The organism is Massilia genomosp. 1 (genome assembly GCF_011682185.1).
GTDB classification, from domain to species: Bacteria; Pseudomonadota; Gammaproteobacteria; order Burkholderiales; family Burkholderiaceae_D; genus Telluria_A; species Telluria_A rubra.
In genome coordinates this window covers 1-21150 of the sequence record NZ_WHJF01000022.1, presented here as the reverse complement: position 1 = coordinate 21150, position 21150 = coordinate 1, and the positions used below count along the sequence as shown (strand labels likewise).

17 protein-coding genes are annotated in these 21150 nt (G+C 64.1%); 8 read left to right on the top strand and 9 right to left on the bottom strand.

The features are described from left to right. Positions 1 to 3: 3 nt before the first annotated feature. The gene (locus F1735_RS10700) at positions 4 to 3165 is read right to left on the bottom strand and encodes an efflux RND transporter permease subunit (RefSeq protein WP_167236909.1); all 3162 of its coding nucleotides are present in this window, start codon (positions 3163 to 3165) and stop codon (positions 4 to 6) included. A gap of 20 nt (positions 3166 to 3185) precedes the next feature. Then, positions 3186 to 4448, bottom strand: a complete 1263-nt coding sequence (locus tag F1735_RS10695; RefSeq protein ID WP_167236908.1) for an efflux RND transporter periplasmic adaptor subunit — start codon at positions 4446 to 4448, stop codon at positions 3186 to 3188. Between the two features lie 149 nt (positions 4449 to 4597). On the opposite strand from F1735_RS10695, the gene F1735_RS10690 reads away from it, so the two are divergent. Continuing rightward, on the top strand, positions 4598 to 5209 hold the full coding sequence (locus tag F1735_RS10690) for a TetR family transcriptional regulator (RefSeq protein WP_167236907.1): 612 nt from the start codon (positions 4598 to 4600) through the stop codon (positions 5207 to 5209). 119 nt (positions 5210 to 5328) lie between these two features. Here F1735_RS10690 and tal read toward each other — a convergent pair whose 3' ends face one another. From tal to zwf, 3 genes are all read right to left on the bottom strand, one after another. After that, positions 5329 to 6261, bottom strand: coding sequence for a transaldolase (gene tal, locus F1735_RS10685; RefSeq protein WP_167236906.1), 933 nt, complete (start codon positions 6259 to 6261; stop codon positions 5329 to 5331). 57 nt (positions 6262 to 6318) lie between these two features. Further along, on the bottom strand, positions 6319 to 7173 hold the full coding sequence (locus tag F1735_RS10680) for an SIS domain-containing protein (protein ID WP_099875690.1): 855 nt from the start codon (positions 7171 to 7173) through the stop codon (positions 6319 to 6321). 319 nt (positions 7174 to 7492) lie between these two features. Then, positions 7493 to 8959, bottom strand: a complete 1467-nt coding sequence (zwf, locus tag F1735_RS10675) for a glucose-6-phosphate dehydrogenase (protein ID WP_167236905.1) — start codon at positions 8957 to 8959, stop codon at positions 7493 to 7495. A gap of 373 nt (positions 8960 to 9332) precedes the next feature. Here zwf and F1735_RS10670 point away from each other — a divergent pair, with 373 nt between their 5' ends. Next, positions 9333 to 9851 (top strand): hypothetical protein, encoded by a 519-nt coding sequence (locus tag F1735_RS10670; RefSeq protein ID WP_167236904.1) that lies wholly within the window; start codon positions 9333 to 9335, stop codon positions 9849 to 9851. 30 nt (positions 9852 to 9881) lie between these two features. Here F1735_RS10670 and F1735_RS10665 read toward each other — a convergent pair whose 3' ends face one another. Further along, a complete protein-coding gene (locus F1735_RS10665) occupies positions 9882 to 11105 on the bottom strand; it encodes a sensor histidine kinase (protein WP_167236903.1) in 1224 nt (407 codons plus the stop codon). Next, entirely contained in the window at positions 11102 to 12658 is a 1557-nt protein-coding gene (locus F1735_RS10660) for an ATPase domain-containing protein (RefSeq protein ID WP_167236902.1), read from the bottom strand. The genes F1735_RS10665 and F1735_RS10660 overlap by 4 nt, the downstream gene beginning before the upstream one ends. Before the next feature lie 193 nt (positions 12659 to 12851). Between F1735_RS10660 and F1735_RS10655 the strand changes: the two genes are divergently transcribed. Further along, the gene (locus tag F1735_RS10655; protein WP_167236901.1) at positions 12852 to 13595 is read left to right on the top strand and encodes a hypothetical protein; all 744 of its coding nucleotides are present in this window, start codon (positions 12852 to 12854) and stop codon (positions 13593 to 13595) included. 357 nt (positions 13596 to 13952) lie between these two features. Here the strand turns inward: F1735_RS10655 and F1735_RS10650 are convergent, their stop codons facing one another. After that, the gene (locus F1735_RS10650) at positions 13953 to 14861 is read right to left on the bottom strand and encodes an SMP-30/gluconolactonase/LRE family protein (RefSeq protein WP_229505708.1); all 909 of its coding nucleotides are present in this window, start codon (positions 14859 to 14861) and stop codon (positions 13953 to 13955) included. Then, the gene (gene pgi, locus F1735_RS10645; RefSeq protein WP_167236900.1) at positions 14861 to 16504 is read right to left on the bottom strand and encodes a glucose-6-phosphate isomerase; all 1644 of its coding nucleotides are present in this window, start codon (positions 16502 to 16504) and stop codon (positions 14861 to 14863) included. Before pgi ends, F1735_RS10650 begins: the two co-directional genes overlap by 1 nt. 276 nt (positions 16505 to 16780) lie before the next feature. Here pgi and edd point away from each other — a divergent pair, with 276 nt between their 5' ends. The 5 genes from edd (at position 16781) to F1735_RS10620 (ending at position 21026) form a co-directional block, all read left to right on the top strand. Continuing rightward, positions 16781 to 18697: a phosphogluconate dehydratase gene (edd, locus tag F1735_RS10640; RefSeq protein ID WP_167236899.1), complete on the top strand. Its 1917-nt coding sequence runs from the start codon at positions 16781 to 16783 to the stop codon at positions 18695 to 18697. Continuing rightward, positions 18694 to 19317: a bifunctional 4-hydroxy-2-oxoglutarate aldolase/2-dehydro-3-deoxy-phosphogluconate aldolase gene (eda, locus tag F1735_RS10635; protein WP_166895141.1), complete on the top strand. Its 624-nt coding sequence runs from the start codon at positions 18694 to 18696 to the stop codon at positions 19315 to 19317. The genes edd and eda overlap by 4 nt, the downstream gene beginning before the upstream one ends. Before the next feature lie 48 nt (positions 19318 to 19365). After that, the gene (locus F1735_RS10630; RefSeq protein WP_229505707.1) at positions 19366 to 19872 is read left to right on the top strand and encodes a Rhs element Vgr protein; all 507 of its coding nucleotides are present in this window, start codon (positions 19366 to 19368) and stop codon (positions 19870 to 19872) included. Between the two features lie 248 nt (positions 19873 to 20120). After that, the gene (locus tag F1735_RS10625; protein ID WP_167236898.1) at positions 20121 to 20621 is read left to right on the top strand and encodes a hypothetical protein; all 501 of its coding nucleotides are present in this window, start codon (positions 20121 to 20123) and stop codon (positions 20619 to 20621) included. A 216-nt stretch (positions 20622 to 20837) separates the two neighbouring features. Beyond that, complete coding sequence (locus F1735_RS10620; RefSeq protein ID WP_167236897.1) at positions 20838 to 21026, top strand: hypothetical protein; 189 nt, start codon at positions 20838 to 20840, stop codon at positions 21024 to 21026. The last annotated feature ends 124 nt before the right edge of the window (positions 21027 to 21150 follow it).

Sequence of the window (21150 nt, the reverse complement as noted above, 5' to 3'; positions counted from 1 at the left end):
AAATCAGTCATGTTTTACCTCTGCGATCGGCGCGGCGCCATCTTCGTGCGCGTACTTCTTGCGCTGGCGCTCGCTGCCCTTGAATAGTTTGCGCACCACCACGAAGAACACGGGGATGAAGAATACCCCGAGTGCGGTCGCGGTGATCATGCCGCCGGCCACGCCGGTGCCGATGGCGCGCTGGCTGGCCGAACCTGCACCGCTGGCGATCACCAGCGGCATGACGCCGAGGATGAACGCGAACGATGTCATCAGAATCGGGCGGAAGCGCAGGTGGCACGCTTCGATCGCCGCTTCGACCACGCCCTTGCCCTGCGCTTGCAGGTCTTTGGCGAATTCGATGATCAGGACCGCATTCTTCGCGCCCAAGCCGATGATGGTGATCAGCCCGACCTTGAAGTAGACGTCGTTGGGAAAGCCGCGGCTGCCGGCGGCCAGCAGCGCGCCCAGCACGCCGAGCGGCACCACCAGCAGCACCGACACCGGAATCGACCAGCTTTCGTACAGCGCGGCCAGCGCCAGGAACACCGCCAGCAGGGCGAAGCCGAGCAGGATGAACACGGTCGAACCGGACAGTTGTTCTTCGCGCGACTGGCCGGTCCATTCGAAGCCGAAGCCCGGCGGCAGTTCGGACGCGATGCGTTCCATTTCGGCCAGCGCTTCACCGGTGCTGCGGCCCGGCGCGGCATCACCCGCGATGCGCATGGTCGGGTAGCCGTTGTAGCGCACCGTCTGCATCGGGCCGGTGATCCAGCGCGTCGTGGCGAACGACGACAGCGGCACTTGCTGGCCCTTGTTGTTGACCGCGTTCAGCTTCAAGAGGTCTTCTGGCTGCATGCGGTCCTTGGCGTCGGCTTGCACCACCACGCGCTGCAGGCGCCCGGCGTTCGGGAAGTCGTTCACATAGGACGAACCGAGCGAGGTCGAAATCGCGGTGTTGATGGCGTCAAACGTCACGCCCTGCGCATTGGCTTTGTCGCGGTCGATCTCGAGCTGCACTTGCGGCGCGTCTTCCAGGCCTTCCGGCCGCACGCCGGCAAGAATCGGGCTCTTGCTGGCCGCGCCGAGCACCTGGCCGCGCGCCGCCAGCAGCGCCTCGCGTCCCAGTCCGCCACGGTCCTGCAGGCGGAACGAGAAGCCGGTGCTGCTGCCCAGTTCAGGAATCGGCGGCGGGCTGATGGCGAAGATGAAGGCGTCGCGTACCTTGCTCATGCGGCCCGAAATACGTCCCGCCACGTCGCCGGCGCTGTGGCCCGCGCCGGTGCGCTCTTTCCAGTTCTTGAGCGTGATGAAGCCGAGCGCCATGTTCTGGCCCGAACCCGAGAAGCTGAAACCCTGCACCCCGACCATGCTGGCCACTTCGGGCTGTTTGAGGATGAAGTCTTCGGCCTCGCGCAGCGCCTTGCCGGTGCGTTCCAGCGTGGCGCCAGGCGGCAGCTGGAAGTTGGCGATGATGTAGCCCTGGTCTTCGTTCGGCAGGAAGGAGTTCGGCAGGCGCACGAACAGCAGGCCCACCACGGCGACCAGCGCGACGAACACGATCATCGAGCGGCCGGTGTGGCGCAAGGTGGTGGCGACCCAGCCTTCGTACTTCTTGGCGGTGCGCGTAAAGCCCCGGTTGAACCAGCCGAAGAAACCGGTCTTGGCGTGATGGTGGCCGGCTTCCACCGGTTGCAGGAAGTGGGCGCACATGGCCGGCGTGAGCGAGAGCGCCATGAAGGCCGAGAAAATGATGGAGGTGACCATCACCGCCGAGAACTGGCGGTAGATGTTGCCGACCGCGCCGGCAAAGAAGGCCAGCGGCACGAACACCGACACCAGCACCACGGTCACGCCGATGATGGCGCCCGAAATCTGGCCCATCGCCTTGCGCGTCGCTTCGAGCGGCGGCAAGCCTTCTTCGCTCATGATGCGCTCGACGTTTTCGACCACCACGATGGCGTCATCGACCACGATACCGATCACCAGCACCATGCCGAACATGGTGAGCACGTTGATCGAAAAGCCCATCGCCAGCAGGCAGGCCAGCGACCCGAGCAGGGCCACCGGCACCACGATGGTGGGAATGAGGGTGTAACGGAAGTTTTGCAGGAACAGGTACATCACCAGGAACACCAGCACCACCGCTTCGACCAAGGTTTCGAGCACTTGTTTGATGGAGATCTCGACGAAGGCCGAGCTGTCGAACGGCACCGCGTATTTCATCCCGGGCGGGAAATACTTGGACAGTTCGGTCATGCGCGCGCGTACCAGCTTGGCCGTTTCCAGCGCATTGCCGCTCGGGGCGAGCTGGATGCCGATACCGGTCGACGGCTTGCCGTTCAGGCGCGCCGATGTCGAGTAGCTCTGGCCGCCGATTTCGATGCGCGCCACTTCCTTCAGGCGCACGGTGGAGCCGTCCGGATTGGCGCGCAGGACGATATTGCCGAACTGTTCGACGTTGGCCAACTGGCCGCTGACGACCACGGTGGCGGTAATGGCCTGGCCGCCGATGTTCGGCAGGTCGCCGATGGTGCCCGAGGCCACTTGCGCGTTCTGGGTGCGGATGGCGTTGTTCACATCGGCCGGCGACAGGTTAAAGCCGACCAGCTTGGCCGGATCGATCCAGATGCGCATGGCTTTTTCGGTACCGAACAACTGGGCCTGGCCGACCCCGCGGATACGCTGGATTTCAGGCAGCACGGTGCGCGAGGCGTAGTCGCCCAGCGCGATCGGGTCCCATTTCGGATCGTCCGACGAGAGGATGGTAAACAGCAGGAAGTTCGAACGCGCTTTATCGACGCGCACGCCCTGCTGCACCACCGCCTGCGGCAGGCGCGGGGTGGCGCGGCCAAGGCGGTTCTGCACGTCGACCTGGGCCAGGTCGGCATTGGTGCCGGTCTCGAAACTGAGCGTGATGGTGCCGCTGCCGTTGGCCTGGCTGTTCGATTCCATGTAGATCAGGCCGGGCGAACCGTTCATCTCGCGTTCGATCACGCTGATGACGCTGTCCTCCAGGGTCTGGGCTGAGGCGCCAGGATAGCTGGTGGTGACCACGATCGCCGGCGGAGCGACGGTCGGGTACTGGGCGATCGGCAGCTGGGTGATCGCCACCGCGCCGACAACCATGATGAATAATGCGATCACCCACGCAAAAATGGGGCGGTCAATAAAGAAACGAGCCATGAAGTAGTCCTGTTATATGTTTAACGTCCGGCGGCCGGCGCGGCGCTGGCCGCAGGCGCGGCGGCGGCACTGGCGGCAGGAGCGGCGGCGGCGGGTGCGCCACCGGCGGCCGGCGCGGCGTTGCGCGTCCACGGCACCGGCTTGACCGTCATGCCGGGCGCCTGCATTTTCTGGAAGCCGTCGACGACGACCTGTTCGCCCGGCTTGATGCCGTCCAGGACGATCCAGTTGCCGTTCTGCTGCGACGCCACCTTGATTGGACGCGGGCCGGGCTTGCCGTCCGGGCCGACGATGATGACCGTGTCGCCCTGGCTGCCGCGCGTGACGGCTTGCTGGGGAATGAGCATCCCGGCCGGCAGTTCGGCCTGCGACAGGCGCACGCGCACATACTGGCCCGGCAGCAGCATGCCATCCTGGTTCCCCACTTCGGCGCGCAGGGTGACCTGGCCCGAGGTCGGGTCGACGCTCACGTCGGAAAACAGCAGCTTGCCCTTGTCGGCCAGTTCGGAGCCGTCTTCCATCACGATCGTCACCGGCAGCGATTCGGCGTTGCGCACTTTCAGGCTGGCCGACTTGCGCAGGCGTTGCAGGTCGGTGGCCGACTGGGTGAAGTTGACGTAGACCTTATTGGTTTGCTGGATCAGGGCCAGCTGGGTCGCTTCGGTGGCGCTCACCAGCGCGCCTTCCGTGACCAGCGCGCGGCCGATGCGACCGGCGATCGGCGCGGTGACCTTGGTGTAGCCATTGTTGATCTGGGCGATCTGCAGCGCCGCCCTGGCGGCTGCGACGTCGGCCTCGGCCTGCTTCTGGGTGGCGACGACGTTGATGTATTCCTGCTTGCTGACCGCGTTCGCTTCGACCAGCGGCTTGTAGCGCGCGGCCTGGGCGGCGGCCTGGGTCAGGTTGGCCTGGGCCTTGCCGAGGGTGGCCTGGGCGGAGAGGAGCGAGGCGGCGTACGAGGCTGGATCGATCTGGAACAGTTCCTGGCCGGCCTTGACTTCGCTACCCTCGGTAAACAAGCGCTTGAGCACCACGCCGTTTACGCGCGCGCGCACCTGGGCCACGCGGATCGGTTCGACCCGGCCCGGCAGCTCGGTTTGCAGGGCGACTGGCTCGAACCTGGCCGTGATAACCCCCACTTCCGGCGGCGGGCGCTGGGCGCCGGCGCCTGGCGCTGCGTCTTTCTTGTCGCCGCAGGCCGATAACAAAGCCAGCGCAGCGAGGGTGCAGGCGGCGATCCGGCGCAGCGACGGGGACGGGGAAGGGAGGAGGGTGTGGCGCATTACGTGTGCATCCTTTAAGTAGGCGACGAGCTGTCCTTACACGCACCGGAGGGTGTAATGACAAAGTTCATCGCGGGCTTCTTGATTTTGGAATATACTAACATGACTGTATGTTTAATGTTTGACAGCCCCTGAAAGGGAGTAGTTGCATGGTCCGCAGGACAAAGGAAGATGCGCTGGCAACGCGCGACAGCATCATGGATGCGGCCGAGCAGTTGTTCATCGAACGGGGTGTGTCGGGAACGAGCTTGCAGCATATTGCGAGTGCGGCCGGGGTGACGCGCGGCGCGATTTACTGGCATTTCGAAGACAAGGGCGCGCTGTTCAACGCCATGATGGAGCGCGCCACCATGCCGCTCGAGTCGGCGATGCAGACCCTGGCCGGTGCGGCGGGGGAGGACCCGCTCGGGCATTTGCGCAGCTATGCGCTGTGCGTGTTCGACTTGACGATCAACGATCCGAAAGCGCGCCGGGTGTTCGAGATCGCCACGCTCAAGCTGGAGTACGTGGGCGAACTGTCGGCGCTTCGCGAGCGCCGGATGCAGCATCGCGAGCATTTCCTGGCCAGTGTCGAACGGATCGTGAAGGAAGCGATTGCGCATGGCCGGTTAAAAGACACGGTCAAGCCGCAAGCGGCGGCGCTGGGGTTGTTTATCCTGATCGAGGGACTGGTGCGCGGCTGGCTGATCATGCCGGATTTTAATCTGGAGCAGCTCGGTGCGGAAATCGTCGATACGCATCTTGATTCTCTCCGCGCTTGATCAGGTCGTCGCTCCGCGCTGATAATGGACAAGCCGCTATCCGTAAGTCCGTCGTTCCCGCGCCAAGGCGGCCCTCGGCGCGGGAACGACGTAGCGGTGGGATGTCAGCGCTTCAGGATCTAGCGCATACCCGTAATAATCTGCTTGAGTTTCCCCGAATCGGCACAGAACGCGCGAATTCCTTCGGCCAGCTTCTCGGTCGCCATCGCATCTTCGTTCATCATGAAGCGGAAGGTCTTCTCGTCGATCGCCACCTTCTCGATCGACACCGCCGACGCATTGGCAACGAGCTTGCGCTCGACCGGCTCATTGCTGTCGGCCAGTTTTTGCAGCAGTTCCGGGCTGATGGTCAGCAAATCGCAGCCGGCCAACTCCAGGATCTGCGACGTGTTGCGAAAGCTTGCGCCCATCACTTCGGTGGTGTAGCCGAACTTGCGGTAGTAGTTATAGATGCGCTTGACCGACTGTACGCCCGGATCTTCCGCGCCGGTATACTCAAGGTCGTTGGCTTTCTTGAACCAGTCGTAGATGCGGCCGACGAACGGCGAAATGAGCTGCGCGCCCGCTTCGGCGCAGGCGATGGCCTGGGCCAGCGAAAACAGCAGGGTCATATTGCAGCGGATGCCTTCTTTCTGCAAGATCTCGGCGGCGCGGATGCCTTCCCAGGTCGAGGCGATCTTGATCAGGACGCGCTCGCGGCCGGCGCCGGCTTCTTCGTACAGGGCGATCAGCTCGCGGCCCTTGGCGACGGTCGCTTCGGTATCGAACGACAGGCGCGCATCGATCTCGGTGGACACGCGCCCCGGAATGATCTTGAGGATTTCCATGCCGAAGTCGACCAGCACGCGGTCGATCACGTCGCCGGTGGACAGGTCGGGGAAGTCGCGCACGGCTTTTTCGAGCAGGGGTTTGTATTCGGGCTTTTGCACCGCTTTCAAGATCAGCGACGGATTGGTGGTGGCGTCGCGCGGGGTGTACTGTTTGATCGACTGAAAATCGCCGGTGTCGGCAACGACCTTGGTAAATTGCTTGAGTTGTTCGAGTTGGTTCATGGTTGCGCTAACGGGTGAGAGATCAGAGCCTTATTGTACAACCATGTACCGGCTTGTCTATCCGATAAAGGAATCGAACTGCATGTCGAATTCCTGCAACGCTTTCTGCGCGTTCTGCATCTTCTTCCTGAACTCCGGCCCGCGCTGCAGGGCCAGCCCCACCGCCAGCACGTCGATCACCACCAGGTAGGCCAGGCGCGCCGAAATCGGCGTGTACGGGTCGATGTTGAACACCAGGTCGATCGGGATCAGCACCGTGGCCATGTCGGCCAGCGGGGTGCCCGAGGGCGCCAGCACGATCACGTCGGCTCCGCCACGGCGCGCCAGCTTGGCCGAGCGCACCAGCGCCGAGTTGTTGCCGCGCTGGGAAATGGCCACCACCGCGTCACCCGCGTGCAGCAGCGAAGCGGCGATGCTGTGGATGGCCGGATCGGCGTAGGCCACCGTCGGCACGCCGGAGCGGAAGAATTTGTGCTGGGCGTCGGTGGCGACGATGCCCGACGTGCCCTGGCCGTAGAACTCGATCTTTTTCGCGCGCGACAAAATATCGAGCGCGCGCTGGATCGCTTCGGGATTGAGGTTGTTGCGCAGGTCGAGCAGGGTGTTGATCGAGCGGCTGCAGATCTTGTTGACCAGGTCCGCCGCCAGGTCGTCCTGGGTCGGCTGCTCGTTGGCGCCGGGCAGGGCCAGCGCCAGGCCCTGCGCCAGTTTGAGCTTGAACTCGTGCCAGCCGTCGTAACCCAGGGTGCGGCAAAAGCGCACCACGGTCGGCTCGGACACCTGGGCGCTCTTGGCCAGCGCGGTGATGTTCTGGCTGACCGTGGCCGACGGTTGTTCGAGCACCGCCAGCGCGACTTTTTTCTCCGATTTGGAGAGCGAGTCGAGCTGGGTGCGGATGGAGTCTAAAAGCACGGGTTTTGTCTTCCGTTAGTCTTCTGGAAAAGGTGAAGCAGGGGTTTCGCGGTGCACCGCACCGCGCCTGCGTAACGGTCTGGCCTTGCATGGCCAGACTCCTTGCGCTCCCATTATTAGTCTTCCGGGAGCGGTGAAGCAGGGGTTTCGCGGTGCACCGCACCGCGCCTGCGTAACGGTCTGGCCATGCATGGCCAGACTCCTTGCGCTCCCATTATTAGTCTTCCGGGAGCGGTGAAGCAGGGGTTTCGCGGTGCACCGCACCGCGCCTGCGTAACGGTCTGGCCTTGCAAGGCCAGACTCCTTGCGCTCCCACTATTTAGTCTTCAGGGAGCGCTTCTTCGCGCCACTGCAGGCCATCGCGTCCGATCAACGCGCTGGCGGCGGCGGGGCCCCAGGTGCCGGCGCTGTACGGAATCGGCACGCTGTCTTCCTGGTCCCAGTGATCGAGGATCGGTTCGACCCATTCCCATGCCGCTTCCAGTTCGTCGCCGCGCATGAACAGGGTCAGTTGACCGCGCAGGACGTCCAGCAGCAGGCGCTCGTACGCTTCCATGCGCGGGGTCTTGAACTGTTCGCGGAAATCGAGTTCGAGTTCGGCTTGTTTCAGGCGCATGCTGTCGCCCGGGGTCTTGGCCATCAGGTTCAGCGACAGGCCTTCGTCCGGTTGCAGGCGGATCACCAGGCTGTTGGGCTGGAAGCTGCTGGTCGGCTGGTTGAAGATCGAGTGCGGAATCTGCTTGAAGCGCACCACGATTTCGGCCAGGCCGTCGGCCATGCGCTTGCCGGTACGCAGGTAGAACGGCACGCCGGCCCAGCGCCAGGTATCGATTTCGGCCTTGATGGCCACAAATGTCTCGGTGCGCGACTGCTGCGGCGCCTCCGGTTCGTCGCGGTAGCTCGGCACGGCCTTGCCATCGACATGGCCGGCGCGGTACTGGCCGCGCACGATGTTCTGCGCCAGGGTGGTCGGGGTGAAGCGCTTGAGCGAGCGTAGTACCTGCAGCTTGGCGTCGCGCACGGCGTCGGGCGCGATCGAGGTGGGCGGCTCCATGGCGACGATGCAAAGCAGTTGCAGCAGGTGGTTTTGCAGCATGTCGCGCAGGGCGCCGGAGGTATCGTAATATCCCATGCGGTTGCCCACGCCGATTTTTTCGGCGATCGTGATCTGCACGTCCGAGATCCATTCGCGGCGCCACAGCGGCTCGAACAGGATGTTCCCGAAGCGCAGGGCCAGCAGGTTCTGCACGGTCTCCTTGCCGAGGTAGTGGTCGATCCGGTAGATCTGCGATTCGGCGAACACCTTGCCGACTTCAAAGTTGATCTGCTTGGCCGATTCCAGGTCGCGCCCGAGCGGTTTTTCGAGCACCACGCGCGAGTTGGCGGTGGCAAGACCGGCGCCGGCCAGGTTGTCGCAGATTTGCGCGAACAGGTGCGGCGGGGTGGCCAGGTAATAGACGCGGGTGATCTTGTCGTCGTTGCGCAGGGCTTCGACCAGGGCGGGGTAGGTGGCCGCGTCGGTGGCGTTGAGCGACACGTAGACGATGCGCTTGACGAACTTGGCCCAGCCTTCCTCGACCAGTTTTTTCACGTGCGGCTTGGCGGTGCTCTCGACCGTTTGCAGGAATTCTTCTTGCGAGATGTCGTTGCGGCCGACGCAGATGATGCGCGCGGTCTGGGGCAGGTCGTTGGCGACATCGCGCGCGTACATCGCGGGGAGCAGCTTGCGCATCGACAGGTCGCCGCTGCCGCCAAAAAGAACGAGGTCAAAATCGGTAAGAGCCATAGTATGTGATCGCAGAAAGTAGGGGGCCGGATGATGATGCCGCTAGTTGCCGCCGGCTGGCGCACGCAAGGGAGCACAAGCAGAAAGGGTAGCGAAGCTGTTTGTGTAAATTTACTACATATATATGTGGTTCGCAAGAAATTTTACTACGCATTTCCAGATCCAGCCGGTTCGATCCGCCTGCCCGACAACATCAGGATGCCGCAAGGTCGGTGCTCACTGCGCTGATAAGCTTGGCTGGAACAAACGCGTTACGGGCGGCCGCACGGCTTGCCTGCTTCGTGCCCGGAGCACAACCTTGTCAAGGTATGTGCAAGTGGCATGTTACCGAATTGAATCGTCAACATGCTCGCTTACTTTTCGGAGACTCATCATGCAAGCAATCGACCAACTCGCGTCCGCCCTGGCCGCCGTGCTTGGCGCCGCCGCCGGCGGCGCGCTCGCCCAGGAACAACACGGACACGCCGATTTCTGCGCGCCGACAAGCAAGGCCACGCCCGTGCTGAGCACCAGCGATTTCGATGGCGACGGAACGGTGACGCGCAAAGACATCCGCCTGCTCAGGCAGCAGCTCAGGACGGGCCAGTATGTCGATTTTTTCGACCGCAATGCCGATCATGTGCTCGATCGCAAGGATATCGCGATCGCGGCGGCCGAAGCCGGGTCGGCGGGCACGGAACCGGACCGCCAGTTGGCCGCCGCCTACCAGGGCACCAAGGCCTGCCGCAACATCGGCAGCGCCATCCGCGCCGGTTTCGTTCCCTGGACGCCATCTTTCCACGGCCACGGCACGCACCGGGTCCAGCGCCCGGAAAAAGGCTCGCTCGGCTACGCCTTCGACCCCGGCGCGCCGGAAGGGCTCAATGACGATTTCTGTGCGCAGCAGAAGTAAGGACATTGACGGCTTGCCGGTATTGCCTGCTCACTTCAGCGGCAAGCGGATCGTAAACGTGGTCCCCTTGTCCTTGCCCGCGCTGGCCGCCGACAGCGAGCCGCCGTGCAGCTCCACCAGGTGGCGCGCAATGTACAAGCCCAGTCCCAGTCCGGCCGCATTGGCGTGGCGCTGCAGGTTGAAGGCCCCGAACACGTGCGGCAGATCGTGCGCCGCGATGCCCTGGCCCGAATCGGCCACGGCGATTTCTACCTGCTCGGCGCCCTCGCTGATCGCCACGCGGATGGTGCCGCCGCGCGGCGTGAACTTGATCGCGTTGAACAGCAGGTTCCACAGCACCTGCTGCAAGCGCCGCCCGTCCGCTTCCAGGCGCACCCGGTCGCCGTAATCGACCGGCGTGACCGCCAGCATGATCTCCTTTTCGCTGGCGCTGCCTTCCACCGTCGACAAGGCGTCGCGCATCACCTGTCCCAGCGCCACCGGCGTGCGCGCGATCGACATTTGCCCGGTCAGGGTGCGCGCGGCGTCGATCAGGTCGTCGATCATGGCCGCTTCCTGGCCGATGTGTACGCGCATCGCCATCAAGCCGCTTTCCACCTTGGGCGGCAGGTCGTTCACGGTTTTGAGCAGCACCTCGATGCGCATCGACAGCGCCGACAGCGGCGTGCGCATCTCGTGCGACACGGTGGCCAGAAACAGGTCGCGCGCGCGGTTGACCCGATTGAGTTCTTCGATGGTTTCGCGCTGGCGGTCGATCGAGCCGGCCAGCGTTTGCAGCAGCGCGCCGTAGGTGGCCAGGCGCGCCTCCGACACCGGCGACTCGAGCCGCACCTCGCTCCACAGCGCATGGCCCGACACGCCCACTTGGGCGCCGATGCTCTCGCATGCCATTGGCGAGCTGAAGTCGTTGAAGCGCCAGCCGTACACCAGCACCCCGTACACCTGGCCGAACTGGGTCAGCGCCAGGCTGCATACGCGCATGCCATGAAAACTGCTTTCTTCGGCGCTCTGGCTGGCGAACACGCGCGCGGCGATGCGCTTCTCCAGGGCCGTGCCGGGGCCGTCGTCGCGCCACAAGGCCGATGTGGCGAGCACGCGCGCGGTGGAGGAGGCCACCAGCGGCCCCACCTGGCGCCAGCCGCGCACGTCGTACAGCGACACCGTCAGGCCGCTGGCCTGCGAAAACTGGGTCAGCGGCGTGAGCCACTCGTCCCAATCGATGCCGGCATCGCTGGCGACGGCAAGGTTGATCATGCTCGATTATCGGTCGGCAGTTCGACCGAGTCGGGCAGGGGCGCTCCGCGCGCCACCGCGTCTTCGACGAGAGGGCTCTGGCGCGACGGCGAGCGCGAAAGCAGGCCGTAATACGAGGAAAACGGCAGCTGCGGCACCACGCCGGCCGGATCGGCGTAAGCGCTTTCTTCGTCAAGCAGCTGCAAGCCGCCTTCGGCAATCACGTATTCGCGCGTGATCTGGCGATTGCGGCTGCCGCGCACCTTGGGCACGGCGATCGCGCGCCGCAGCACGGTGGAGATTTCGACATAATTGAGCAGGATGATGTTGTCGACCAGGTGCGAGCCCTTGAGCTCTTCGCTGATCTGCGAAATGCCCAGCAGCTCGGGGCTCTCGTAATTGAAGACGATGGTCGCCAGCCGGTTCTTGAAGAAGGTGGCCAGCGCGTACAGGTAGTCGGCCACCTCGGTCGGGCTGGTCATCTCGTACACCGCGCACGAGTCGAAGACCACGCAGTCGATGCCCTTTTCCTCGACCAGCTTGATGATGCGGTCGAAGTGGATATCGAGTTCGAGTTCGAGCGGAGACTCGTAGTGGATGAACAGTTCACCCTTGTCCATCAGGCCGGCCAGGTCGAACCCGAGGGTGGCGGCGTTGCGGATCAACTGGCGCGGGTGTTCGTCCAGGCTCACCAGCAGCGTCTTGTGGCCGGTGCTGATGGCCGCAGCGAGGAACTGTACGCTGAACACCGTCTTGCCGGTGCCCGAGATGCCGCTGACCATGGTGACCGAGCCGGCATACAGGCCGCCGTCCATCATCTCGTCGATGGCCCTCGAGCCGGTCGAGATGCGCTGGTCGGAGGTTTGCTGGTCGATCAGGCTGATCGGGCGCGACTGCGCGCGGCGGTAGACGTGGACCCCGCGCCCGCCTTCGATGCGCATGGTGTGGCTGCCGGCGATGAAATCCTGGCCGCGCGATTTGAGCACCGTCAGGCGCCGGTGTACGCGGCGGCGGTGATCTTCGCGCGCCAGCGAGATGATGGTGTCGAACACGAAGCGCTCGTGCGACGGCACCGAACCGAGGCTCTCGTCGCGTTCGGCCGTAACCATGGTGGTCACGCCCATGCGCGCCAGGCCTTCGATGAGCAGATGCACGTCTTCGCGGAACGGCTTGTCGTGTACTTCGGCGTACAGGCGCATCGGGGTCAGGCCGTCGATCAGCAGGCGCTTGGCGCCGATCGACTTGAGGGCGTCGGCAAAGGCGCCGTCGGCATTGCGGAACTCGCTGAGCAGCACGGCCGGACTGGTCTGGATCACCTTGATCTTGCCGGTGTCGATCAGGCCTTGCAGGTCCCAGTTGAAGCCCGCCGCGTCGCGCAGCAGCTTGGCCGTATCGAGTTCGAACGAGACAATGGCGCCGGGTTCGTCGTACAGGGCCGCGCCGGCGTAGATGAATCCCAGGCCGAGCGTGGTCTTGCCGGTGCCGGGCGCGCCTTCGACGATCAGGTTGTTGCCACGGGGGATGCCCCCCAGCAAAACTTCGTCCAGTCCGGTGATGCCTGTTTTGACCAGCATGTTCAAATGACTTCCTTCAATGTGTTTCATGCATTCTTAATTGCTCGCTAGTTTATCACCGGGCATCGAATCGTTTCAGTACAACTGCCATTTTGCCGTGCATCGTTGTTAGCAGGTATATTACTCGACGGAATCGATGGCAATCCCACAACCCTCGATCCCCCCTTGTAGCGACTAACCCGATAGGATGGATATGAAATACTTGGCAATAGCGGCGCTGCTGGCCGCCGGTCCGGCGTGCGCGGGCGGCTTGGACGACATGAAAGCGGCGCTGGGGCTGTTGCAGGGCCAGGGCACGTTACGGGCGGCGTACGAGGTGCGCGAGACGCACACGGAGCTCGACGCCAAGCCGCTCAAGGGACCGGAAACGGCGATGGCGGCGGCGCAGGTGGAGGACGATCCGGCCGGGCTGGAAATCCGCTGGGACCGCGGGCTGCTCAAGCGCGCGGCGGACGAGTCGAGCGTGGCCAAGGGGGCCAAGCGCAAGCAGGCGTTGTCGCAACTGGTGGCGTCGAGTTCCGCGCCGCGCCTGGCGATGGCGATGAACTACGCGCCGCGCTTGCTGCAGATGCTGGCGATCAGCCAGTTCAAGGCGGAGCGCGCCGATACCTTTCAGGGCAAGCCGGCCAGGCTGGTGGAGCTGACGATGACGCCGCAGGAAGAGGTGAACCAGAACGTCAGCATCAAGGACAACACGATTGAAGCGCGTTTCTGGCTCGGGCCGGACGGGGTGCCGCTGGGGGCGGTGACGACCCACACGATCAAGGCCAAGCTGATGGTGTTCATGTCGTACGAGAAGACCACCAAGGAGGAGTTCACGTTCGGGGTGGTGAATAACCGGCTGGTGGTGCTCAAGCGCGAGATGCAGGGGAAGGAGAAGGGGCCGGGGACGGAGAATGAGTTCAAGAATTTGTATACGATGACGCCGAAGTTGTAGTCGGTATCAATCCGGCGCTGTCGCGAAAGCTGTCTGCCCCGTAGACGCCGCTGTCAACGTAAACCACCGTCGTTAGCATAACCTCCGGCGTTAGCATAACCTCCGGCGTTAGCATAACCTCCGGCGTTAGCATAACCTCCGGCGTTAGCATAACCTCCGGCGTTAGCATAACCTCCGGCGTTAGCATAACCTCCGGCGTTAGCATGACCTCCGTCGTCCCCGCGCAGGCGGGGACCCAAGTATCTTCTTGCTTACAACTACAGCACGAACTTGGTTCCCCGCCAAGGGGGCCGCCGAGGCCGGGGACGACGGCTTTGAGCATGACGGTAGATGGCAAGCGCCGGCTGATATGCGGGGCTACGGCTGGTACGCGTGTTCCTCCCGCCCCGCCACATCCACCCTCAGCGACAGCACGCAGCCATTGAAGGGATAGCTCGCGCGCTCCGCCTCCGGCCGGCCGTGGCTGGCGCTGGTCACATACAAGGTGCGCAAGTCGTCGCCGCCGAACGCGATCATGGTCGGGCACTTGACCGGCAGCTTCACTTCGCGCAGCAGTTCGCCCGATGCCGCAAAGCGCAGCAGGCGCGCGCCTTCGAACATCGCGCACCAGTACGCGCCTTCGCTGTCGACCGCGGCGCCATCGGGCCGCCCGCCGTAGTCGTCCGCCTTCTTATCGGCCGAAAACAGCTGGAACGTCTCGCGCGCCTTCGCCTCGCCGCTCGCGACGTCGAAGCGATAGCGGTCGATCCGGTGCGCGGCGGTATCGGCGTGATACATCGCTTGCCCGTCCGGCGTAAAACCGAGTCCGTTCGAATTCATCATCCCGCCCGACCATTTGAGGCTGACAACGCCTTTCTCCAGGCAGAACATCTGCGCCGCCTGCTGGTCGCGCGGCTCGTAAATGGTGCCGACCCAGAAGCGCCCGGCCGCATCGACCCGGCCATCGTTAAAGCGCGTGGTGGCGGTATCGTACGGTGCGGCGGCGATGTCGCTTAGCGCGCCGCTGCCGGTGTCGAGATGCACGAAGCCGGCGCGCGTGGCCACCACCAGGCCGCCGCCGGCGTGGATGGCCAGGGCCGCCGGTTCGGTCGCCATGCGCCACTGGCGGTGCGCGCCGCTGGCCGGGTGCAGCGCATGCACCGTAAAGCCGCCGATGTCGACCCAGTACAAGGTCTGTTCGGCGGCATGCCAGAGCGGGCATTCGCCCACCAGCATCGGGGTGTCGTAGACGGGCGCGACGGCCGCTGCGATGGCGTCGGTACCCATTACACCGCCGCCTTGGCCATGGCGATCAGGCCATTGGTGGAGCTGTCGTGCAGATCGGGCTGCGGCTCGCCGGTCAGTTCGGCCTCGATCTTCTTGGCCAGCACCTTGCCCAGTTCGACGCCCCACTGATCGAAGCTGTTTACATCCCAGATCACGCCCTGCACGAAGGTCTTGTGCTCGTACAGCGCGACCAGGGCGCCGAGCGTGTAGGGCTTGAGGTACTCCATCAGGATCGTGTTGCTCGGACGGTTGCCGGGGAAGGTCTTGTGCGGCGCCAGCGCTTCGATTTCGGCCAGCGACAGGCCTTGCGACTGCAAATCGGTCCGCACTTCGTCGATGGTTTTGCCGCGCATGAAGGCTTCCGACTGGGCGAAGCAGTTTGCCAGCAGCGCGGCGTGGTGGTTTTCCAGTTCGTGGCCGGGGCGCAGCGCGGCGATGAAGTCGATCGGCGTGATGTCGCTACCCTGGTGCAGCAGCTGGAAGTAGGCGTGCTGGCCGTTGGTGCCGCAATCGCCCCAGATCACCGGGCAGGTCGGGGTATCGACCGGCTGGCCGCCCTTGGTCACGCGCTTGCCGTTGCTTTCCATGTCGAGCTGCTGCAGGTAGGCCGGGAAGCGGTTCAGGTCCTGGTGGTAAGGCGCGATCGAGACCGAGCCGCAAGCGAGGAACTGGCGGTTCCAGAAGCCCACCAGCGCAAGCAGCACCGGCATGTTCGCTTCGAGCGGCGCTTCCCGGAAGTGCTGGTCCATCGCGTGCGCGCCGGCCAGCAGGTCGCTGAAGTGGCCGAAGCCGACGCACAAGGCGACCGGCAGGCCGATCGCCGACCATACCGAATAGCGTCCGCCGACCCAGTCCCAGAACGGGAACATATTGGCCGGGTCGATGCCGAAGGCCTTGATCGCTTCGGTGTTGGTGGAGACGGCAACAAAATGGCGCGCCAGCGCGTCTTGCGGCGCATGTTGCAGGAACCAGGCGCGCGCGGTCTGCGCGTTCATCATGGTTTCGGTGGTGGTGAAGGTTTTCGAGGCGATGATGAACAGCGTGGTGTCGGGATTGACCTTGGCGAGCGCGGCGTCCATGTCGTGGCCGTCGACGTTGGAGACGAAGTGCATGTTCAGGCGCGGGTGCGCGTATTGACGCAGCGCCAGGCAGATCATCTTCGGTCCCAGGTCGGAGCCGCCGATGCCGATGTTGACGATGTCGGTGATCGGTTTGCCGCTGTGGCCAAGCCATGTGCCGGCGCGCACGGCGTCGGTGAAGATGCGCACCCGGTCGAGCACTTCGTGGACGTCGGCGTTGACGTCCTGGCCGTCGACCACCAGCGGCGTGCCGCGCGGCGCGCGCAGGGCGGTGTGCAGCACGGCGCGCCGTTCGGTGAGGTTGATGCGCTCGCCGGCGAACATGGCGTCGCGCTGGGTTTCGACGCCGCGCTCCCGCGCCAGCTCGACCAGCAGTTCAAGCGTGCGCCCGTCAAGCCGGTTTTTTGAATAGTCTAGGAACAAACCGGCCGCATCGATGGTCAGTTTCGGGAAGCGTTGCGGGTCGGCGGCAAACAGGCCGCGCAATTGCCAGTCTTCGGCCTCGATCGCGTGCGTTTCGAGGGCCTGGAAGCTGGCGGTGGAGGTAAGGGCAGGCTGGCGCATTGGTACTCGCTGTTCGGTTGGTTAGAATCGGGTGCCGGCCGCGCGGCCAGCGCATCGCAGAAGATTATCGAATGATACAGAAATTCACGTAAATTCACTACAAAAAACTGGCGGCCGCAAGTAGCCGAACGCCCGCCCTTATAGCTGTTGCCAGCCATCTTCATTGCCTGTTGCTTGGCAACGGATGACGAAAGTGAGCAAGCCTGGCGAGCAGGATGTACGGTATTGGCGAATTTTGTAGTAAAATTTCACGAAATACATTCATAAGGAACGACCATGGCGTTGCATCCCGTAGTTGAATCGGTCACCAAACGCATCATCGAACGCAGCCGCCCATCGCGCGGCGCGTACCTGGCGCACCTCGACGCGGCGCGCGTCGACGGCCCGCAACGCGGCGCCCTGTCCTGCACCAACCTGGCGCACGGCTTTGCCGCCTTCCCGGCCAACGACAAGCTGATGCTCAAGCAGGTGAAGAAGCCATCGGTGGCGATCGTCTCGGCCTACAACGACATGCTGTCGGCGCATCAGCCGTTCGAGCACTTCCCGGCCATTATCAAGGATGCGGTGCGCGAGGTGGGCGCCGTGGCGCAGTTCGCCGGCGGCGTGCCCGCCATGTGCGATGGCGTCACGCAGGGCCAGCCGGGCATGGAATTGTCGCTGTTTTCGCGCGACGCGATCGCCATGGCCACCGCCATCGCGCTGTCGCACAATATGTTCGATTCGGCGGTGTACCTGGGCGTGTGCGACAAGATCGTGCCGGGCCTGTTGATCGGCGCGCTGCACTTCGGCCACCTGCCGGCGGTGTTCGTGCCGGCCGGGCCGATGACGACCGGGATGTCGAACAAGGAAAAGGCGCGCATCCGCCAGCTGTACGCGCAGGGCAAGGCCACGCGCGAAGAGCTGCTCGAATGCGAGTCGCAGTCGTATCACGGGGCCGGCACCTGCACCTTCTACGGCACCGCCAACAGCAACCAGATGCTGATGGAAATCATGGGCCTGCACATGCCGGGCGCCGCCTTCATCACCCCGGGCACGGCCCTGCGCGACAGCCTCACGCGCGCCGCCGCGCAGCGCGCGGTCGCCATTTCGCAGCAGGGCGGCAGCTACACGCCGGTCGGCCAGATCGTCGATGAAAAGTGCATCGTCAACGCGGTGATCGGCCTGCTCGCCACCGGCGGCTCGACCAACCACACCTTGCACCTGGTGGCGATCGCCAAGGCGGCCGGCATCGTGATCGACTGGAACGACTTCAACGAGCTGTCGGCGATCATACCGATGCTCACCCGGATCTACCCGAACGGCGACGCCGACGTGAACCACTTCCAGGCCGCCGGCGGCCCCGGTTTCGTGATCCGCGAACTGCTCGACGCGGGCCTGTTGCACGACGACGTGACCACCATCCTTGGCAAGGGCTTGCGCGCGCACTGCGCCGAGCCGTTCCTCGATGGCGAAAAAGCGATCTGGAAGGAGCTGCCGGCCCTGAGCGGCGACGACAGCGTGCTGCGCCCGGCGGCGGCGCCGTTCGCGCGCGACGGCGGCATGATCCTGGTGGCCGGTAACCTGGGCCGCGCGGTAATGAAAATCTCGGCGGTCAAGGAAGAACACCGCATCGTCGAAGCGCCGGCGCTGACTTTCAATTCGCAGGAAGACTTCATGCACGCCTACACGGCGGGCAAGCTCGATCGCGACTTCGTGGCGGTGCTGCGCTTCCAGGGGCCGCGCGCCAACGGCATGCCGGAACTGCACGCGCTCACGCCGGCGCTGGCCAATCTGCAGGATGCCGGCCGCCACGTGGCGCTGGTGACCGACGGGCGCATGTCCGGCGCGTCGGGCAAGGTGCCGGCCGCGATCCACGTCTCGCCCGAGATCCTGGCGGGCGGCCCGCTCGGACTGGTGCGCGACGGCGACATCATCCGTCTCGACGCCACCACCGGCACCCTGGAGGCGCTGGTGCCGGCCGCCGTGTGGGCCGCGCGCTCGCAGGCCACGGCCGACCTCTCGTCCAGCCATATCGGCATGGGCCGTGAACTGTTTACGATGTTCCGCAATGCGATCAGCGAAGCGGAGAAGGGCGCCACCACCTTCCCGCTGCCGTCGCCGATTCCCACCACCGTGTCGCTGCACGACACCGCCGACATTGGCGATACCGTGCCCGGCTCCGACGAAGACTTTTTGATCAAGAACCCAAAATGACCATGACCCTACTCGACATCATGCGCTCGGCGAGCGTGATTCCCGTGATCGCCATCGACGATCCAGACCATGCGGTGCCGCTGGCAAAGGCGCTCGTTGCGGGCGGCATCCGCGTGCTCGAAGTGACCTTGCGCACCGCGCACGGCCTGGGCGCGATCCGCGCGATGGCGCAGGTGGAAGGCGCGATCGTCGGCGTCGGCACGCTGACGCAGGCCGATGAATTTGCGGCGGCGCGCGACGCGGGCGCGGTGTTCGGCGTGTCGCCGGGCCTGACCGCCTCCTTGATCGAGGCGGCCCGCAAAAGCGGCTTGCCGCTGCTGCCGGGCGTGATGACGCCGTCCGAAGTGATGGCCGCGCGCGAAGCGGGTTTTCGTCAACTGAAGCTGTTCCCGGCGGTGCCGGCGGGCGGCGTGGGCATGCTCAATGCGATCGGCGGACCGCTGCCGGATGTGACGTTCTGCCCGACCGGCGGCATCTCCATCGAGACTGCGCCGCAGTTTTTGGCATGTAAGAACGTGGCCTGCGTGGGCGGTTCGTGGCTCACGCCGAAGGACGCGATCCTGGCCGGCGACTGGGCCCGCATCACCGAGCTGGCCAGGGCCGCGTCTGCACTGCGCTAAGGCTTGATGGCCGTGCGACCTTTCTGGTGCAGCAAACCGGGGCGTCCCATGACGCCTGGTGAAATCAAGATGGCCACTACGCTGTTCGGCGAGTCCATCGATTACGCGCGGGTCGAGGTGCATGCGCGGCGCTACCTGCCGTTCGGGCTGCAGCCCAAAAACTGCGCCATGACGCCCAACGGCACCATCTACTTTCATCACTCCCGCTGCCTGCCCGATTTTTCGGCCGGCAGCGAACACGCGCGCCACTGGTTCATGCACGAGATGGTGCATGTGTGGCAGCACCAGCTGGGTTATCCGGTGCGGTGGCGCGGCGCGGTGCGCATCGGCTTGAGCTATGTGTACGAACTGGCGGCGCACAAGACGCTGGCCGATTTCAATATGGAAGCGCAGGGCGACCTGCTGGCCGACTATTTCGTGCTCAAGTTCCTGCGCTCCTCCACGGCGATGGAGCAGCGCCGCTATGCGCGCAGCCTGGCGCTGTTCGAGACCGTGCTGGACGGCTTCCGGCGGCATCCGGCGGGCCGCAATCATCTGCCGGGCGCGCGCCGCTAGCGTGCGCCTTTGCCTGGCGACAGGCAGTTCCGATCTCCTGCTGCGCGCTGCAAGCACGTTGGCCCCCTGAACCAGCTTTATTGTCTTCAATGCATCCATCCTGACGCGCTGCGCGTCGGGTGGGACAAGTTTCCTGATTCTGCGTCAAGTCCGCCATAACGTTTGCGCATGCGCGCAGTCAACACTGCGCGGAGCCACCCCTCTATTCTTGGTATTTACTTACTGAATCTTTCATGAGGGAATCTTTTATGCGACCCAATCTACGCATCTTGTGTGCTGTCGTTGTCGCCACGTGGTGCGTGAACGCTGATGCGGCGCCGCCTGTCGGCGAGCTCGATGTGCGGATGGGCAGCGGCGGCACGCCGTGCTTTACGGTCTTTCAGAAAGATGAGCGCCGTTTCGGGGCGCCGGAATTTCGCTCGATCAGTGTGAGTGAGGTGACGCCAGCGGGGAAGTCGCTGATGTGGGCCATGTCGATCCCCCCGCAACGGCCATTTCCGGTCACGTTTCGCCTGTGTATTCCGTATGCGGGGCGCTTACCGGTCTTGCCGAAAACGACAGCGTTGCCACTTCAGCCGGGCAAGGTCTATGAGACCCTGATCGAGATCACGCCGCCGATGCTGCCCAGCGCGCCACGGGCTTATCGCGCCAGGTTTTGCCTGAGCGCAAAGGCCGGTGGGACGGTGCAGCTCCACACGCTCATTGGCGGCGCGTTGGATGGCAAGGGGCGTGCCGGCTGCAGTGGCTAGGAATCCAACGCACGCATTGAGCAGCAAACGGCTTGTCGGTGTAGCGATTTTGACGTAAGTGAAGGAAATTTAGCTTTCCCCGCAACACCTTTTCTGCATTGTTGTCACGCGTCGTGATGTTTCTGCGTTCGCTCAACCCGGCGTCGCTTTCGTTCCCCTACTGTCAGTTAAAGATTCCAATCGGAAACATCTTAAGCCGACAAAAGTGGGCTGGACATGGCGACTATTTCCTCTTCTGAATGTTTGCAGGACCTGGTCGACGAGCGCCAGCATGATCGCCTCTTGCGCTTGTCATTTCCGCACGATGACGGCCCCTTTGCTCAGTTGCTCGTCAACCAGTTGCACGCCTCGGAAGGATTATCGAAGCCGTTCGAATTCGTCGTCGAACTGTTGTCGGGCGATTGAGTATGGTCACTCAACCTGATGGGTTTCGGCGCCATTTTGATCACGTAGCGTGATGGGCGATGGGGTGACCCCCGCAAGGAACTTGAACAAATGCTCCTATTGGGGGAGTCTTCGGTTTCCTAAG